The 16,030-nt window shown below is 68.7% G+C and carries 15 protein-coding genes; 3 read left to right on the forward strand and 12 right to left on the reverse strand.

What is annotated here, in order from left to right:
• Position 1 precedes the first annotated feature (1 nt).
• On the forward strand, positions 2-922 hold the full coding sequence (locus tag BLW44_RS01110; protein ID WP_174521391.1) for a carbohydrate ABC transporter permease: 921 nt from the start codon (positions 2-4) through the stop codon (positions 920-922).
• Positions 923-1,029: 107 nt separating this feature from the next.
• Here the strand turns inward: BLW44_RS01110 and BLW44_RS01115 are convergent, their stop codons facing one another.
• From BLW44_RS01115 to BLW44_RS01125, 3 genes are all read right to left on the reverse strand, one after another.
• On the reverse strand, positions 1,030-1,842 hold the full coding sequence (locus BLW44_RS01115; RefSeq protein ID WP_074731515.1) for a M57 family metalloprotease: 813 nt from the start codon (positions 1,840-1,842) through the stop codon (positions 1,030-1,032).
• Between the two features lie 369 nt (positions 1,843-2,211).
• On the reverse strand, positions 2,212-3,378 hold the full coding sequence (locus BLW44_RS01120) for an ROK family protein (protein ID WP_060928432.1): 1,167 nt from the start codon (positions 3,376-3,378) through the stop codon (positions 2,212-2,214).
• Positions 3,379-3,516: 138 nt separating this feature from the next.
• Positions 3,517-3,816 (reverse strand): chorismate mutase, encoded by a 300-nt coding sequence (locus BLW44_RS01125; RefSeq protein ID WP_060928433.1) that lies wholly within the window; start codon positions 3,814-3,816, stop codon positions 3,517-3,519.
• Between the two features lie 91 nt (positions 3,817-3,907).
• On the opposite strand from BLW44_RS01125, the gene BLW44_RS01130 reads away from it, so the two are divergent.
• Positions 3,908-5,155: an AI-2E family transporter gene (locus BLW44_RS01130; protein ID WP_060928434.1), complete on the forward strand. Its 1,248-nt coding sequence runs from the start codon at positions 3,908-3,910 to the stop codon at positions 5,153-5,155.
• Between the two features lie 69 nt (positions 5,156-5,224).
• On the opposite strand, the gene BLW44_RS01135 is transcribed toward BLW44_RS01130, so the two are convergent.
• From BLW44_RS01135 to BLW44_RS01175, 9 genes are all read right to left on the reverse strand, one after another.
• Complete coding sequence (locus tag BLW44_RS01135) at positions 5,225-6,151, reverse strand: ABC transporter substrate-binding protein (protein WP_060928435.1); 927 nt, start codon at positions 6,149-6,151, stop codon at positions 5,225-5,227.
• A 53-nt stretch (positions 6,152-6,204) separates the two neighbouring features.
• Positions 6,205-6,942 carry an ABC transporter permease gene (locus BLW44_RS01140; protein ID WP_060928436.1) on the reverse strand — a complete coding sequence of 246 codons (738 nt, stop codon included), beginning with the start codon at positions 6,940-6,942 and terminating at the stop codon, positions 6,205-6,207.
• Positions 6,939-7,619, reverse strand: coding sequence for an ABC transporter permease (locus BLW44_RS01145; RefSeq protein ID WP_060928437.1), 681 nt, complete (start codon positions 7,617-7,619; stop codon positions 6,939-6,941). Before BLW44_RS01145 ends, BLW44_RS01140 begins: the two co-directional genes overlap by 4 nt.
• Complete coding sequence (locus tag BLW44_RS01150; RefSeq protein WP_082724644.1) at positions 7,616-8,503, reverse strand: ABC transporter ATP-binding protein; 888 nt, start codon at positions 8,501-8,503, stop codon at positions 7,616-7,618. Before BLW44_RS01150 ends, BLW44_RS01145 begins: the two co-directional genes overlap by 4 nt.
• A 65-nt stretch (positions 8,504-8,568) precedes the next feature.
• On the reverse strand, positions 8,569-8,871 hold the full coding sequence (locus tag BLW44_RS01155) for a DUF427 domain-containing protein (protein ID WP_060928438.1): 303 nt from the start codon (positions 8,869-8,871) through the stop codon (positions 8,569-8,571).
• Positions 8,872-9,054: 183 nt separating this feature from the next.
• A complete protein-coding gene (locus tag BLW44_RS01160) occupies positions 9,055-10,488 on the reverse strand; it encodes a dihydrolipoyl dehydrogenase family protein (protein WP_060928439.1) in 1,434 nt (477 codons plus the stop codon).
• A 291-nt stretch (positions 10,489-10,779) separates the two neighbouring features.
• Positions 10,780-12,150 (reverse strand): MFS transporter, encoded by a 1,371-nt coding sequence (locus tag BLW44_RS01165; RefSeq protein WP_060928440.1) that lies wholly within the window; start codon positions 12,148-12,150, stop codon positions 10,780-10,782.
• Between the two features lie 57 nt (positions 12,151-12,207).
• Entirely contained in the window at positions 12,208-13,317 is a 1,110-nt protein-coding gene (locus BLW44_RS01170; RefSeq protein ID WP_060928441.1) for a lactonase family protein, read from the reverse strand.
• A gap of 8 nt (positions 13,318-13,325) precedes the next feature.
• Positions 13,326-14,612, reverse strand: coding sequence for an adenylosuccinate synthase (locus BLW44_RS01175; RefSeq protein WP_060928442.1), 1,287 nt, complete (start codon positions 14,610-14,612; stop codon positions 13,326-13,328).
• 156 nt (positions 14,613-14,768) lie between these two features.
• Between BLW44_RS01175 and BLW44_RS01180 the strand changes: the two genes are divergently transcribed.
• A complete protein-coding gene (locus BLW44_RS01180; RefSeq protein WP_245647478.1) occupies positions 14,769-15,773 on the forward strand; it encodes a DMT family transporter in 1,005 nt (334 codons plus the stop codon).
• Positions 15,774-16,030 lie beyond the last annotated feature (257 nt).

The following is a 16,030-nucleotide window of genomic DNA, read 5'->3' on the forward strand; positions in this document are numbered from 1 at the left end:
CATGACCCTGACCGAGACCGCCCTCGTCACGACAGCCGGTGACGACGCCGCGCCCCGCATCCCCGGCCGCAAGCGCCGCTACACCGAGGACCAGGTGACGCTGCCCCGGGTCATCCTGCGCATGGCCGCCGGCATCCTCGTGCTCGCGATCTTCGTGCTGCCGTACCTGATCATGTTCTTCGGCTCCGTGAAGACGAAGCCGCAGATCCGTTCGGTCGACCCGACCTACTTCCCGATCGAGTGGCACTGGGAGAACTACATCTCGATGTGGTCGACCCCCGAGACGCCGCTGCCGTACAACCTGATCTCGACGATCATCATCGCCGTCTTCGCGACGCTGCTCGTGCTGCTCGTCTCACTGCCGGCCGCGTACTACACCGCCCGGTTCAAGTTCCCCGGTCGCATGGTGTTCCTGTTCCTCGTGATCGTCACGCAGATGCTGCAGCCGGCCGTGCTGACCTCCGGCCTGTTCCGGCAGTTCACGGTTCTCGGCCTCGGGGACACGTGGGCCGCGATGATCTTCATCAACGCGGCATTCAACCTGTCGTTCGCGGTGTGGATCATGCACTCCTTCTTCGCCGGCATCCCGAAGGAGATCGACGAAGCCGCGCAGATCGACGGAGCAGGACGCTTCACGGTGCTGTTCAAGATCAACCTGCCGCTCGTGTGGCCCGGCATCGTCACCGCGATCGTCTTCACGTTCGTGGCCTGCTGGAACGAGTTCGCCGCATCGCTCGTGATCCTGTCCACCGACAAGAACCAGCCGCTCTCGGTGGCGCTGACCAAGTTCGTCGGTCAGTACGAGACGAGCTGGCAGTACGTGTTCGGCGTCTCGATCGTCGCGATCCTGCCAGTCGTCATCCTGTTCATGCTCATCGAGAAGCGCCTCGTCGGCGGTCTCACGGCCGGCAGCGTGAAGTAGGGCGCGAGGCACTGACAGCGAAGAGGGGTCCGGTCGACATCGACCGGACCCCTCTGTGCGTCTGTGGTGTGCGTCTGTGCTGTGTGTCTGTGCTCAGACGCGCGGTGTCAGTTCCCGTAGAGGGCGACGACGCCGGCGACGTCGACGCTGGTCATCGACAGGTCGTCAGAGGTGCCGTTGCACTGCGGGTAGTGCATGACCGACGACGAGTCGTACGGCGTCAGGGGACGCCAGTTGTTGTCCTCGAAGCAGGTTCCGGCCTCGGGGCGGGTGTGCTCGTGACGGAAGCCCAGCACGTGGCCGAGCTCGTGGCCGATGATGTTCGTCGGGGTCCAGGAGCCGGACGACCAGATCGAGTCATCGATCAGGACGTTCTGCTGGCGGTCCGGCGTGCTCGGGAAGAAGGCCCGTGCGATGTACTGCGAGGTCTGGACGGGCTCGACCGAGAACAGCACCGCGTTGTTGCGCGTGGTGCAGTTGCCGTCGGCGCTCGGGACGTAGACGAAGTTGATCTTCGACGACGCGGATTCCCAGAGCGCGGCGCCGCTGGCCATCGCGTTCACGACATCCGTGTGACGGGCGCCGAACTTGGTGCTCACGCAGTACGTGAGGTTCGCCGCTCGACTGGCCGACCACTTGTCATCCACGCTGTTGACCGTGTTGACGATGAGGCCGTCATTCATGGTCTCGGGGCCGAGGAGCTGCTCGTAGAACTCGCGCAGCTCGCGCTTGGTGGAGATCACCTCGTCTCCGTTGACGACATAGGCACCGTCGACGTCGCGATAGGTCGACGCCGCGAACTCCTGGTAGGAGGGAACGTCGCCGTTGTCGTCCGGAACGGGGGTCGCGCCGGCAGCGGGGATGACGGTGCCGAGGCAGAGCGCTGCGGCCGCGGTGGCGGCGAGCGCAAGGTTTCTCATGATTCGCACTTCGGTGTCCTTTTCAGAGCGATTCCGCGCGCCTGATCGGCGAGCAGGCTCCGACCGATCGGCGAGCATCCTTGCGTCGTCGACAGTGCCGAAGCTCGCTCAACGTAACGGCGCTCGCGAGGACGAGTCAACGCGATCCGCCGAACGGTGACCTATTTTTGGACGAAGGTCAACAATTCGTGTTGAAGTGTTGGTCGAAGGTGCCGCGGAGCTCGGCGGGAAGTCGGGCCTGCGTCCCCCTCGCCCTGTGCGGTGGTCAAAAGTGCATCCGAAATGAGCGTTTCGGGTGCGTTTTTGACCACGCACGGACGGCGCGAGCCGGCGGCCGGCGCTAGCGGCGGGGCGCCGCGAGCGGGCGACTCAGTCGCGGAGAGCGGATGCAGCGCGCAGCTGCGCCGGGCTCCACCGGACTCCCAGTGCGCTGGACAGCGCGACCTGGGCGACGCCGGTCGAGATCGATGCTCCCGCGTCGGCAAACCGGACGGGGACCCGTGTGGTGCCGGTGGCCGTGTAGTCGATCTCGGCCTGCACGAGCTCGAGGAACGGTGCGCCGAGAGCGCGGGCCGGCCCGCCGATCACCACTTCGGCGGCATCCAGGACCGCGGCGATGAGCTTGATCGTGCGCGCGAGCGCGCGGGCGCCGTCGGTCAGCCCAGCCTGATCGGCAGCGGCGGCCAGGTCGGCGATGGCCGCGTCATCCAGCGCATCATCGAAGTCGTCCCCGAGCATCGCCGTCATGGATGCCACGGATTCGAGGCATCCGACCCGTCCGCATCGACAGGTGCGCGCGTCATCGCCGAACACGACCTGCACATGCCCGATCTCCCCGGCACGGTCGCGGGGCCCCGGCGCGAGCTCGCCGTCGAGGGTGACCGCAGCGCCGATCCCGGTGCCGATGTGGATGAACAGCCGATACCCCGCGGACTCGTCTTCTCTCGCCGCCTCCGCGATGGCCTCGGCATCGACATCGTTGACCAACAGCACCGGCACGGCGAGCAGTCGCTCGAAGCGATCGGCGAGCGGCACATCGGTCCAGTCCAACTGCACGCTCTCGAAGACACGACGTCCGTCCGTCGTCCCCGGCAGCTGCACTCCCGCGACGAGCAGCCGGCCGGCATGCTCGCGCGCGATATCCGCGACGGCCTCGTCGAGCATCCCGTCTCTGGTCTTCTCGGTGTACGTAACCCTGTGCGTCTCGACCTCGGTGCCATCCAGGGCGACGAGCGCGATCCGCGCATCCGTGGGTCGGATCACGATCACGACGATGAGGTGATGCGCGGCGTCGATGCTCAGCGTCGTCGCCCGTTTCCCTCCGGTGCTCGCGGCCTGCTCCCCGTCGACGATGAGCCGGAGCTCGATGAGCTCCGCCACGAGCGACGACGCGGTTGCGGCCGTGAGTCCCGTACCCCGGGCGATCCCCGCCCGGGTCTGTGCGCCCGGCGCGCGGAACACGAGCTGCAGCGCCCGGCGCAGGTTGGCGCGGCGGACCGAGGCCTGGGTGTCGAGTGCGTCGTCGCCGTTCAGCATGGATCGGGTCCCGGTGTCGGATTCGGTTGACAGACGAGGATGTCGTGCGTACCCTCGGTCATAGTTTATTCAATAAACTTAGTTCGGCCCCCGGGCGAGTGAGTGCTGCACACACTGTCACTCGCCCGGAAGGCCGGATCATCGTCCTTCCGCAGCCTCCGTGTGGTGACGGATCACCTCGGCCACGACGAAGTTGAACCACTTCTCGGCGAACTCCGGGTCGAGATGGGCCTCCTCGGCGAGTGCCCTCAGCCGCGAGACCTGCTGCTCCTCGCGGCCGGGATCGGATGCCGGCATCTCATGCTCGGCCTTGAGCTGGCCGACCTGCTGCGTGGCCCGGAACCGCTCGGCCAGCATGAAGATGAGTGCGGCATCGATGTTGTCGATGCTGGCGCGGAGCCTGAGGAGTTCAGCCCGGGGGTCTTCGGCAGCGGTCATGCCCCTACTCTACGGAAACACGCGGCTCGAGCACCGTTCCTGGCGACCCAGGCGACGCGGTGGGCGCGCAGGTGGACGCTATCGTGAGCAGATGAGCCGAGAAGAGCAGGAACCGTCGCCGAGCGCGTCCGCTGCCGCATCCGACGCCGTCACCGCAGGGGACGAAACGGTTGATGAGACGGTCGCCTCTTCCGGCGGCTCCGCCGCGCCTGTCAGCCCTCCGGCCGTCGTGGCGGCGCCGGCGCTCCCCCGCACGGTGCTCGTCGAGCCGATGACGCCCAGCCGGTCGTTCTGGACGCGCATCGACCGCCCCTTCGCGTTCGGCTTCCTCGTGACGCTCGGCGGTCTCGCGGCCATCGTGCTGGGGCTGGCCGTCGCGAACCTGTCGACGGTGCTGATCTACATCGCACTCGCTCTGTTCGCCGCCCTCGGGCTCGACCCCACCGTGCGCTTCCTCGAACGCCGCGGCCTCTCTCGGGCGATCTCCGTGGTCGTCGCGATCCTCGCCCTCATCGTCGTGGCGGGACTCGTGCTCTGGATGGTGTTGCCCGTCGTGATCGAGCAGATCTCCGGCTTCGTGCGATCCGTGCCGGGGATGATCCAGGAGTTCACCCGCAGCGACCTCTACGCGACCCTCGAGGACCAGTTCGGCGACCAGTTCGAGTCGCTCGTCGCCGACGTGCAGACCTTCCTCACCGACCCGGGCAACATCGCCGCGATCGGCGGCGGTGCTCTGCAGGTCGGAGCCTCGATCGCCAACGCCATCTCGGGGATCATCGTCGTCCTGGTGCTCACGCTCTACTTCGTCGCGACGCTGCCGTCGATCAAGTCGGGCCTGCTGCGTCTCGCCCCGGCACGCGACCGCGCCCGCGCCGCCGACATCACCGAGCAGATCACCGACTCGGTCGGCTCGTACGTCATGGGCATGGTCGTGCTCGCATTCTGCAACGCGGTGCTCGCGTTCCTGCTGTACCTGTTCCTCGACCTGCCGTTCCCACCGCTGATGGCGACCGTGGCATTCTGCATCACTCTGATCCCGCTCGTCGGATCCGTGCTGTTCTGGATCATCGGCACCGGCCTCGCGCTCTTCACCGACCCGATCGCCGCGCTCGTGTTCGCGCTCATCTACCTCGTCTACATGCAGATCGAGGCGTACGTGATCACCCCGCGCGTGATGAACCGCGCCATCGCGATCCCCGGCTCGCTCGTCGTGATCGGCGCCCTGGCCGGTGGCACGCTGCTGGGCCTGCTCGGCGCACTCGTCGCCGTGCCGGTGGCGGCATCCATCCTCATCATCATCAAGCAGGTGCTCGTGCCCCGACAGGATGCCAGGGTCTAGACGCCCCGTCACGCATAAGTGCCCGACCCCCTGAGGGGCCGGGCACTTCTGGTTGAAGCTGACTCCGGATCAGACGAGGTCGTTGTCTTCCAGCCACTTCTTGGCGATGTCGGCGGACGACTGCTCCTCGACCGTGCTCAGCACGTTGAGGGAGACGAGCTCCTCGGCGGTCAGCTTGGCGCTGATGGCGTTGAGGACGTCGGACACGTCATCGGCGATGTCGCTCGAGACGATCGGCACGACGTTCGACGAGATGATCAGGTTCTCGGGGTCCTCCAGGGCCACGATGTCCTCGGTCTCGAACGCGGGGTCGGCGGTGTAGATGTCTGCGACCTGGATCTGGCCGGCGAGCAGCGACTCGAGCGTCGTCGGACCGGTGGCCGAGAACGTCAGGTCGACGCCGTAGACCTCCTTGGCGGCGGCCGGGCTGTACGGACGCTGCTCGAACTCGGGAGCCGCACCGATCGTCACCGGCGAGCTGACGTCGGCGAGGTCGCCGATCGTCTTCAGGTCGTTCTCCTCGGCGAAGCTCTTCAGCACCGTGTACGAGTCCTGGTCGGACGCCTCGGCGTAGTCGAGTGCCGTGAGGCTCTCGGGCAGCGCGTCCTGCAGCGCGGCATACACGTCGTCAGGGCTGGTGACATCGATCTCGTCATCCGAGATGTACTCGAGCAGGCTGCCCGTGTACTCGGGGAAGACGTCGATGTCGCCGGACTCGACGTCGGGCATGTACGCGTCGCGCTGGCCGATGCTGAGCTGCTTCTCGACGTCGAAGCCGGCGGCCTCGAGCGCCTGGGCGTAGATCTCGGCGATGATCTCGTTCGAGTAGTACGCCTGCGAGCCGACGACGATGGTCTCGCCGTTGCCCGAACCCTCATCCGAGCCGGACGACGGCTCGTCGAGCGGGTTGCTCGACGAGCAGGCGGACAGGGCGAGTGCGGCCGCGGCGACAAGACCGACGGCGAAGACAGAACGCTTGCCTCGTGCTGTGAACATGGACTTTCCTCTTTTCTGGGACTGCTGTGGGTACGGGGAGATCTGCGGGCGGCTCACGCGGCGGCCGGCGTTGCGGCCGGCGCGGCGGGGTTCAGGTCGCGTGAGCGGCGACCGGACGGGCGACCGGTTCGGAGTCCTTCCGGGACTGCGGCGTGCTGCACGGCGGCGAGGATCAGGTCGACGAGCAGCGCCAGCGCGGCGACGAGGATCGCACCGGCGAGCACCTGGTCGAACTTCTGCAGCGGGATGCCCTGGATGATCGGCCATCCGAGCCCGCCAAGGTTCACGTACGCGGCGATCGTGACGGTCGCGATCACCTGCAGCAGGGCGGACCGGATGCCACCGACGAGCAGCGGCAGCCCGAGCGGCACCTCGACCTTCCAGAAGATCTGCCAGCCGGTCATGCCCATCGCCTTTGCCGAGTCGATCACCCGACGATCGATCGCCTCCAGGCCCGTGTAGGCGCCGGCGAGCAGCGAGGGGATCGCGAGCAGCACGAACGTGATGATCGCGGCCTGGGGCACTCGGAGCACCCCGAGCAGCAGCACGAGCAGGATCATGAGGCCGAACGCGGGGATCGCGCGCGCAGCCCCGGAGATCGCGACGGCGACCTCGCGCCCCTTGCCGGTGTGTCCGATGAGCCAGCCGATCGGCACCGCGATGACCGCGGCGATCAGCACCGAGATCGCGGTCAGCGCGAGGTGCTCGCCCAGCAGCTTGGGAAGCGCGTAGTTCCCCGTCCACTGAGCGGGAGCGAGCATCCACGCGAAGGCCTCGGCGAAGAGGTTCATGCGGGAGCCCCCACGATCACCGGGCGAGCCGTCGCCTTCTTCGACGCCGCTCGCGTCCAGGGCATGAGCGCCCGGCCGAGGAGCAGCAGGATGAGGTCGATCAGCAGCGCGATGACGACCACCGCGATGACACCGGCGAACACCTCGGCGATGATGCGGCGGTCGAGTCCGTTGGTGAAGAGGTACCCGAGGTTCGTCACACCGATCAGGATGCCGACCGTGGCGAGCGAGATGGTGCTCACCGCCGTCACGCGCAGGCCCGCGAGGATCACGGGGCCCGCGAGCGGGAACTCCACCGCCCAGAAGCGGCGGAACGACGCGAACCCGGTGGCGGTGGCGGACTGTCTCACGTCGTCGTCGACGGAGTCGAGCCCGTCGGAGACGGCACGCACCAGGATCGCGATGGCGTAGATCGTGAGGGCGATCACGAGGTTGGCCTCGCTGCGCGCCGAGTAGCCGGCGACCGAGGGGAGCAGGATCAGCAGCGCGAGCGACGGGATCGTGTACAGCAGTCCGGTGAGCACGATGATGGGACCGCGCACGAGGCGGAACCGCCAGGCGACCCATCCCAGCGGGAGCGACAGCACGAATCCCAGGATGATCGGGATGATGCTCTGGCGCAGATGCACCAGAGTCAACTCGAGGATCAGCCCGAGGTTGTCGACGACCCAGTTCACGTGAGCCCGCCCTGCACCGCGCCGAGGGCGGCGGCATCCGGTCCGGCGAGAGGTCCGTCCGACTTCTCGGGCGCCGTCACGATCGCACCCTGGGTGCGCCCCTCGGAATCGACCACGACGGTTCCGTGCGGGGTCTCCTTGAGGTGCAGCGCGCGGCGACCTCGGTCAGCGCCGATGAAGGACGCCACGAAATCGTCCGCCGGATTCTCGATGATCTCGCTCGGGCTGCCCACCTGCACGATGCGCGCACCCTTGTCGAGGATCACGACCTGATCGCCGAGCAGGAATGCCTCATCGATGTCGTGGGTCACGAACACGACGGTCTTGTCGAGCTCGTGCTGCAACCGCAGCGTCTCCTGCTGCAGATCCGCGCGGACGATCGGGTCGACTGCGCCGAACGGCTCGTCCATCAGCAGGATGTTCGGGTCTGCCGCGAGCCCCCGGGCGACGCCCACACGCTGCTGCTGTCCGCCGGAGAGCTGGCTCGGATACCGCTCGGCCAGCGACTGGTCGAGGCCGACGGTCTTCAGCAGCTCCCGCGCCCGCTCGTGCGCCGGCCCCTTCTTCACGCCGGTCAGCCGCAGCACGGTGGCGACGTTGTCGATCACCGTGAAGTGCGGCATCAGGCCGGAGTTCTGCATCACGTAGCCGATGCGCCGACGCAGGGCCACGGGGTCTCCGCCCAGCACGCTCTCGCCGTCGATCTCGACCTCGCCCGACGTCGGCTCCACCATCCGGTTGATCATGCGGAGCAGAGTGGTCTTGCCGCATCCCGAGGATCCGACGAAGACGGTCGTCTTGCGCGATGGCAGCACCAGACTGAAGTCCTTCACGGCGGTCGTCCCGTCGGGGAACTGCTTGGTGACGTTGCGGAACTCGATCACGATTTACTCTCCGGTCGATCGATCGACGAGGCGGGCATCAGCGCCTCGACTGCGGCATACAGAGGTCATGCAGAGACCTCGACCCGCGGGTCGAAGGCGACGAAGCCCGAGAAGTCCTTGCCGACGCGGTCGAAGGCGCTCGGGTACGGGTTCGGATACGACCAGGCGTAGTCCGTGTGCAGCTCTCCACCGGCCTGCACGGAGAAGTACTGGGCAGCGCCCTTCCACGGGCAGGTGTACGGAGTGGGGCTCTCGACGAGCACGCCCTCCGTGATGGATGCCGGTGGGAAGTACCAGTTGCCCTCGATGCGCGCGAGATCGCTCTCGTCTGCTTCAGCGATGACGGTTCCTGCGAGTACAGCCTTCATGGTCCTGCCTCCTCGGTGGGTTCGAGCGTATTAGAGGTGTGCGACATTCGGCTCAGCGAGCGCCGATTGCCGTCAATGTGGGAAACAATCCTGCTCCGGGCGCGCGCGACGCGCCAGGTCTCACAGCCTGTTCGGAGCGGATGCCGGAACGGATGGCTGCTCGCGGCATCCGCTCTTCGCGGCTCATGCCGAGTCCCGCCCGTAGCTCTCGAGCAGGCGCAGCCACACCTCGCTGATGGTCGGATACGCCGGAACCGCGTGCCAGAGCCGTGCGATCGGCACCTCGCCGACGATCGCCACGGTCGCCGTCTGCACGAGCTCGGCGACCTCCGGACCGACGAAGGTCGCGCCGAGGATGACATCGCGCTCGGAGTCGATCACGATCCTCGCCTGACCTTCGAAGCCGTCCTCGTAGAGGCTCGCGCCGGCGACGCCGCCGAGGTCGTAGTCGATCACGGCGACCTCGTGTCCCGCTGCGCGCGCATCCGCCTCGGTGAGACCGACGGAGGCGACCTCCGGGAACGAGAACGTCACCTGCGGGGCGGCTGCGTGGTCGGCCGTCGCGGCGTGACGACCCCAGGCGGCGTCGTCCACCTCGGCATCCTGGGCGCGCGCCACGATCACATCTCCCGCCGCCCTGGCCTGGTACTTGCCCTGGTGAGTCAGCAGCACACGTCCGTTCACGTCGCCGACGGCGTACAGCCAGTCGGATCCGGGCACGCGCATGGTGTCGTCGACCGTGATCCACCGCCCGGCCTCGAGGCCGACGACGTCGAGGCCGATGTCGCCGCTGCGCGGAGAACGGCCGGTCGCCACGAGCACCTCGGCCGCCGTGACCGTCGATCCGTCATCGAGCACGATCGACACTCCGTCCGCGTCACGCGAGACGCTCGTCGTGCCGGTGTCGGTGCGCACGTCGACGCCGAGCTCCTTCAATCCTGCCGCGACGCGCTCACCCGCGAACGGCTCCATGGCACCGAGCAGACCGCTACGGGCGATGAGAGTCACCGTCGAGCCGAGCGCCGCGTACGCGGTCGCCATCTCGACCGCGACGACGCCGCCGCCGATCACCGCCAGCGAGTCAGGCAGCTCCTCGGCACTGGTGGCCTCGCGGCTGGTCCAGGGAGAGGACTCGCGAAGACCCGGGATGGGCGGGATCACGGCATCCGATCCGGTGCTGATCGCGACGGCGTGGCGGGCGCGCAGCACGCGGGTGCCGCCGTCGGCATCCGTCACCGTCACCTCGCGCTCACCCGACAGGCGTCCGTGCCCGCGGGCCAGGTCGATGCCGGCCGAGTCGAGCCACTTCACCTGTCCGTCGTCGGACCAGTTGCTCGTGAACGAGTCGCGGCGGTCGAACACCGCGCGCACGTCGAGCTTGCCGGTCGCGGCCTCGGCTGACCCCTTGACGTTCTGCGCCGCGCGCAGCGCCTGGGCCGGACGCAGCAGTGCCTTCGACGGCATACACGCCCAGTACGAGCACTCACCGCCGACCAGCTCGCTCTCCACGATGATCGCGGTCAGACCGCCCTGCACGGCGCGGTCGGCGACGTTCTCACCCACCGGTCCACCGCCCAGGACGATCAGGTCGTATTCGTCGGTCTTGTCAGCAGTCATGGGATGCGCCTCTCCGTCGCCCAGTCTTGCTCAAGTGCAACGTCGAGTCACGGGGTGGTTGTTCCGTCGGCGCGTCGCCGGGCGCGTCCCCCCAGGCGTCGTCGTGCTCCATAACTCCGGAGATTCAGCTCGACAGCCCGCCGAAACCGGCCCGAGCCGGGGGCACGATGCCGATTCTCCGGAGTTGTGGCGCGGCATCGGTTCACAACTCAGCATGAATGTGTCGAATCCGCCCGAAACAGCCCTCTTTCACCTCACCGTCCGAATTCAGACTGAGTTGTGCACGCCGGGTCAGGCAGCCGGAGGTACGACCCGCGGCGCGAGCACGGCTGCGGCGAGCGCGATGGCCCCGGCGAGGGCGAACACGGCGACGAACGGGTCCCCCGCCTCCGCCACCGTCGCGAACAGCACACCCGTGATCGCGAGCGCGAGCGCGCTGCCGAACGACTCGGCGACCGTCATCGCCGCGCTGTTGAACCCCTGCGTCTCGGGGGCGGACATCTCCAGCGTCAGCGCGCTGCTGCGCGGACTCAGTAGTCCCATGCCGACGCCGGCCACCACCCACGACACGACGATGACCGCGACGGGCGCGGTGAACACGGCGGCCGCGAGCGCGAGAGCCACTCCGGCGAAGACCAGCGCCGCACCGATCCGCACCGCGAGTGCGCTGGACAGGCGCGCGCCGAGGCGGCCCTGCACGGTCGCGGCCACCGACCAGGCGAGCGCCCCGCCCGTCAGCGAGAGTCCCGCGATCGTCGGCGACAGGGCGTAGCGCTCCGTCAGCAGGTAGGGGATGTAGACCTGCGCGCCGAAGAATCCTCCCGCCGCGAGACCACGCACGAGCAGCACGGAGGGGAGCCCGCGTCGCGCCCGTAGGGTGCCGGCCGGCAGGAGCGCCCGCACGGCGACGAGCGCGACGACCGCTGCCCCGGCGGCCAGGACCGGTCCCGCACCGGGGACGTCTCCGACGAGGTCGAGGCCGAGCACCGCGACGGCCGCGAGCACGGCCCAGCCCAGTCGACCGAGCGCCCACGGCGCCGAGGCGTCTCCCTCGCGGGAGAGTCCGCGCAGTGCCGGGACGACCATGAGCAGAGCGGGCACGACGAGGAAGACCACGCCGAGGAACACCCAGTGCCAGCTCCACAGCTCGGTCACCGCCCCGGCGATCGTCGGTCCGACGAGCGAGGGCACGACCCAGGCGGCGGCGAACCCGGCGAAGATCGCGGGATGCAGACTGCGCGGGTAGACACGGGCGACGACGACGTAGAGAGCGACCATCAGTCCGCCGTTCCCGAGCCCCTGCGCGAAGCGCCCGGCGACGAGCACCTCCATGGTGGGCGCGAGCCCGGCCACGAGCAGCCCGACGACGAAGAGGGCGACCGCGGTGTACAGCGGCGCGACGGGTCCGCGGCGATCCGCCCAGTTGCCGGCGACGACCATGCCGATCACACCCGTGGCGAGAGGGCCGGCGAAGGCGAGCGCGTACAGCCGCTCTCCGTCGAGGTCGGCGCTCACGGCGGGCATCACGGTCGTGACGGCGAGGGATTCGAACGCCCCGAGGAACACCAGCGCGCACGCGCCGATCGTGATCCAGACGTAGGCGCTGCTCAGGATGCCGGGGGTGGCCTGGGCGGTCTGCGCCCCGCCGGTGTCAGTGGTCATAAGGTCGACCGTAAAACCTCAACAAAGGTTGAGGTCAAGTCGAGCTCGCCGCGCGTCTCAGCGAGCGGGGAGGAAGTGCGTGGGCGTCGGCACCTGAGCCGTGTGCCGGATGCCGAGCGGCGCCCCGGTCCGCTCGTCGAGGTCGAGCAGTGCGACGGTGTCGGACCGCTGCCCTGCGACGAGCAGCTTGCCCTCGTGCACGAGGTGGTGGCGGGGCCAGTCGACGCCGGAGTCGACCAGTGCGATCGACTCGAGAGTCTCGCCCTGACCGCGCACCCGCAGCGCCGCGATCGTATTGCTGCCGCGCAGCGCCGTGTAGAGGAACTGACCGTCTCGACTGCGGACGAGCTCTGCCGGGAAGTCGACCCCGATCTCGGCGATCGGACTCGCGAGCACCGAGGACACCACAGCCCAGGTGCCGTCGGGTCCCGCTGCGAGGGTGAACACCTCGCACGAGTACTCGGTGACGATGTGAAGGTGACCGCTGGGGTGCACGACCATGTGGCGAGGACCGGTGCCTGCGGGCAGCACGACCTCGTGGTCGAGCACCAGAGCGCCGCCGGTCGGACGCCAGATGCGCACGAGGTCGAATCCGAGATCGGTGGTCGCGATGCGGCCGTCCGCGAGGAAGGCGGCGGAGTGCGCGTGCGATACCCGCTCCTCGCCCGCGGCGGTGCGCTCCCCCGGATGCGGATCGGATGCCGCCGCGGCGACCCCCGCAGGGGCCGAGGCCTCGATCGGCTCGCCCAGCAGCGCGGCACGCAGCTCGGCGGCGGTGTTCGCGGCATCCGGCACCAGGCGCCCCTGCCCGTCGATGCCGATGCGCACGACCCGACCGTCGCCGTAGCAGCTCGCGATGAGGAACGATCCGCTGGAGGAGACGGCCACGTGGCACACTCCGTCACCCGCCTCGACGGGGTCGCCGAGAGGGCGAAGGTCCGACTCGCCGCTGCGCGCGAACGCCTGCACCGCGGCATCCCCTTCGAGCGCCGCATAGACGACGTCGAGCGTCGGATGCTGCGCCAGCCAAGAGGGCGAGGGCGTCTGCGTCACCGCGCCTCGGTACTCCAGGGCCGTCGGAGCACTCTCGTCGCCCGCCAGCAGGCCGATGCCGTCGGCAGAGCCGTCCATCGCGGGTCCGTACCCGCCGAGCCAGAAGCGAGTCATGATTCCCTTCAGTCCAGGAGGTCGTGGCGCACGACGACCTGGTCGCGCTCGGGTCCGACGCCGATGACCGAGATGCGCGTGTTGCTCATGGCCTCGAGGGCGAGCACGTAGTCCTGCGCGTTCTGCGGCAGATCGTCGAAGCTGCGCGCGGTCGAGATGTCCTCGCTCCAGCCCGGGAAGTACTCCAGGACCGGCGTCGCGTGGTGGAAGTCGGTCTGGTTGACCGGCACCTCATCGAACCGCTGGCCGTCGACGTCGTACGCCACGCACACCGGGATCTGCTCGAGACCGGTGAGGATGTCGAGCTTGGTGAGCACGAGGTCGGTGATGCCGTTCACGCGGGTGGCATAGCGGGTGATCGGCGCGTCGTACCAGCCGACCCGGCGCGGGCGGCCGGTGGTGGTGCCGAACTCGAAACCGCGCGAGCGCAGCCATTCGCCCTGCTCGTCGAACAGCTCGGTCGGGAACGGGCCCGATCCGACACGGGTCGTGTAGGCCTTGACGATGCCGACGATGCGGTCGAGCGCTCCGGGGCCGACGCCCGAGCCGGTGGAGGCGCCACCGGCGGTCGCCGAGGACGAGGTGACGAACGGGTAGGTACCGTGGTCGACATCCAGCATGGTGGCCTGGCCACCCTCGAAGACGACGACCTCGTCGCGGCGCAGCGCCTCGTCGAGCAGGTAGCCGGTGTCGGCGACCATCGGACGCAGCCGCTCGGCGTACGAGAGCAGGTCCTCGACGACCTCGTCGGCGGTGATCGCGCGGCGGTTGAAGATCTTCACCAGCAGGTGGTTCTTCTGGTCGAGGGCGCCCTCGACCTTCTGGCGCAGGATGTTCTCGTCGAACAGGTCCTGCACGCGGATGCCGACGCGGTTGATCTTGTCGGCGTAGGCCGGTCCGATGCCGCGGCCGGTGGTGCCGATCATCCGCTTGCCGAGGAAGCGCTCTGTCACCTTGTCGAGGGTGCGGTGGTACTGGGTGATGATGTGCGCGTTGGCGCTCACCTTCAGGCGGGAGACGTCGATGCCGCGGCCGCCGAGGGCTTCGAGCTCGCTGAACAGCACTTCGAGGTCGATCACGACGCCGTTGCCGATGACCGGCGTGACCCCGGGCGAGAGGATGCCGGAGGGGAGCAGATGGAGGGCGTACTTCTCGTTGCCGACCACGACGGTGTGCCCGGCGTTGTTGCCGCCGTTGAACTTCACGACCCAGTCGGTGCGCTCGCCGAGCAGGTCGGTGGCCTTGCCCTTGCCCTCATCGCCCCACTGGACGCCGACGATAACGATTCCTGGCATGGGTATCCCCCTTGCTTCCGCCGGGTTTGCACCGGCTGATGAGCTGGCCCTCTGCGGGCGGCTCCATCCTATCGAAGGGTTGTTCCGGGCCGTCCGGGCTGTGGAGGCTGCGGTCCTGACGCCCGTCTGCGGTCCGCCTGACGGCGAAGCGGGTCGATGGCGGGAATCGAGCGGATGCTGTCGCTCCGGCGCATCGCCGATGTCGGTGGCCGGTGGCACGATCAGAGGATGCCGAAGACCGGTCGCGTGAATCGCGACGACATCCTTCACACCGAGCAGCCCAGCCGCCAGGGGCCGCTCGTGCTCGTCGCCGCCATCGTGACGGTCGTGCTGTGGGCGTCGGCATTCATCGGCATCCGCGGTGCAGGACCGCACTTCGACCCCGGAGCCCTGGCGCTGCTGCGCATGGCCGTCGGCAGCGCCGCGCTCGCGATCATCGCGGTGCGGCACGGCATCCGTCTTCCCGAGCGTCGGCACTGGTGGCTGGTCGTCGTGTGGGGTGTCGGATGGTTCTGCGTCTACAACCTGGCGCTGAACGCGGCCGAGCGCACCCTCGATGCGGGGACGGCCGCGATGGTGGTGAACCTCGCACCGCTCATGGTCGTGGTCTTCAGCGGGCTGTTCCTGCGCGAGGGCTTCCCGAAGCCCCTCATCATCGGAGCCCCGATCGCCTTCCTGGGCGTCGTGCTGATCGGCATGAACTCGTCGACCAGCGAAGGGCCCGATATCTCCGGGTTGCTCCTCGCCCTGCTCGCGGCGGTGATGTATGCCGGATGCACCTTGCTGCAGAAGCATCTGCTGAGCGCCGGATCCGACGCGACGACGCTGACCTGGTTCGGCGCGCTGGCCGGCACCGTCGCGCTGCTCCCGTGGACGGGCAGCCTGATCGGCGCCCTCCAGACCGCTCCGATCGACGCGACGCTCTGGGTCGTCTACCTCGGCATCTTCCCGACCGCGATCGCGTTCACGACCTGGGCCTATGTGCTGCAGCGCAGCACCGCCGGGCAGACCTCCGCGACGACCTATGTGGTCCCGGCGATCGCCATCCTGATGTCGTGGGCGATCCTCGGCGAGGTTCCCACTCCGCTCATGTTCGTGGGCGGCACGCTGTGCCTTCTCGGGGTGCTCGTCACCCGGATGCGCTGGGGCCGCCGCGCCTGATCCGTCCCGGCGCTCGCGCCGACCCTTGCGCTGACTCGGCTCTGGCTGCGCGCCGTCGCGTCGTGCCTTCGCGTCGGACCGCACGCTGTCTGCCCGCGCGCTGTGTGGCCGCGATGCGCCCCGCCCCGCCGCATCCTGTCCCGTCGCAACGCGCCCCGCCCCGCCGCGCCCCGCGAGCAGATCCGTGGGGCGCACTGTCGAGCCCGCCCGGCGTGTGACTCTTACCCGCGCCCATCCGGACCGTGCGCGGTCAAAAA

Source organism: Microbacterium hydrocarbonoxydans (assembly GCF_900105205.1).
GTDB classification, from domain to species: domain Bacteria; phylum Actinomycetota; class Actinomycetes; order Actinomycetales; family Microbacteriaceae; genus Microbacterium; species Microbacterium hydrocarbonoxydans.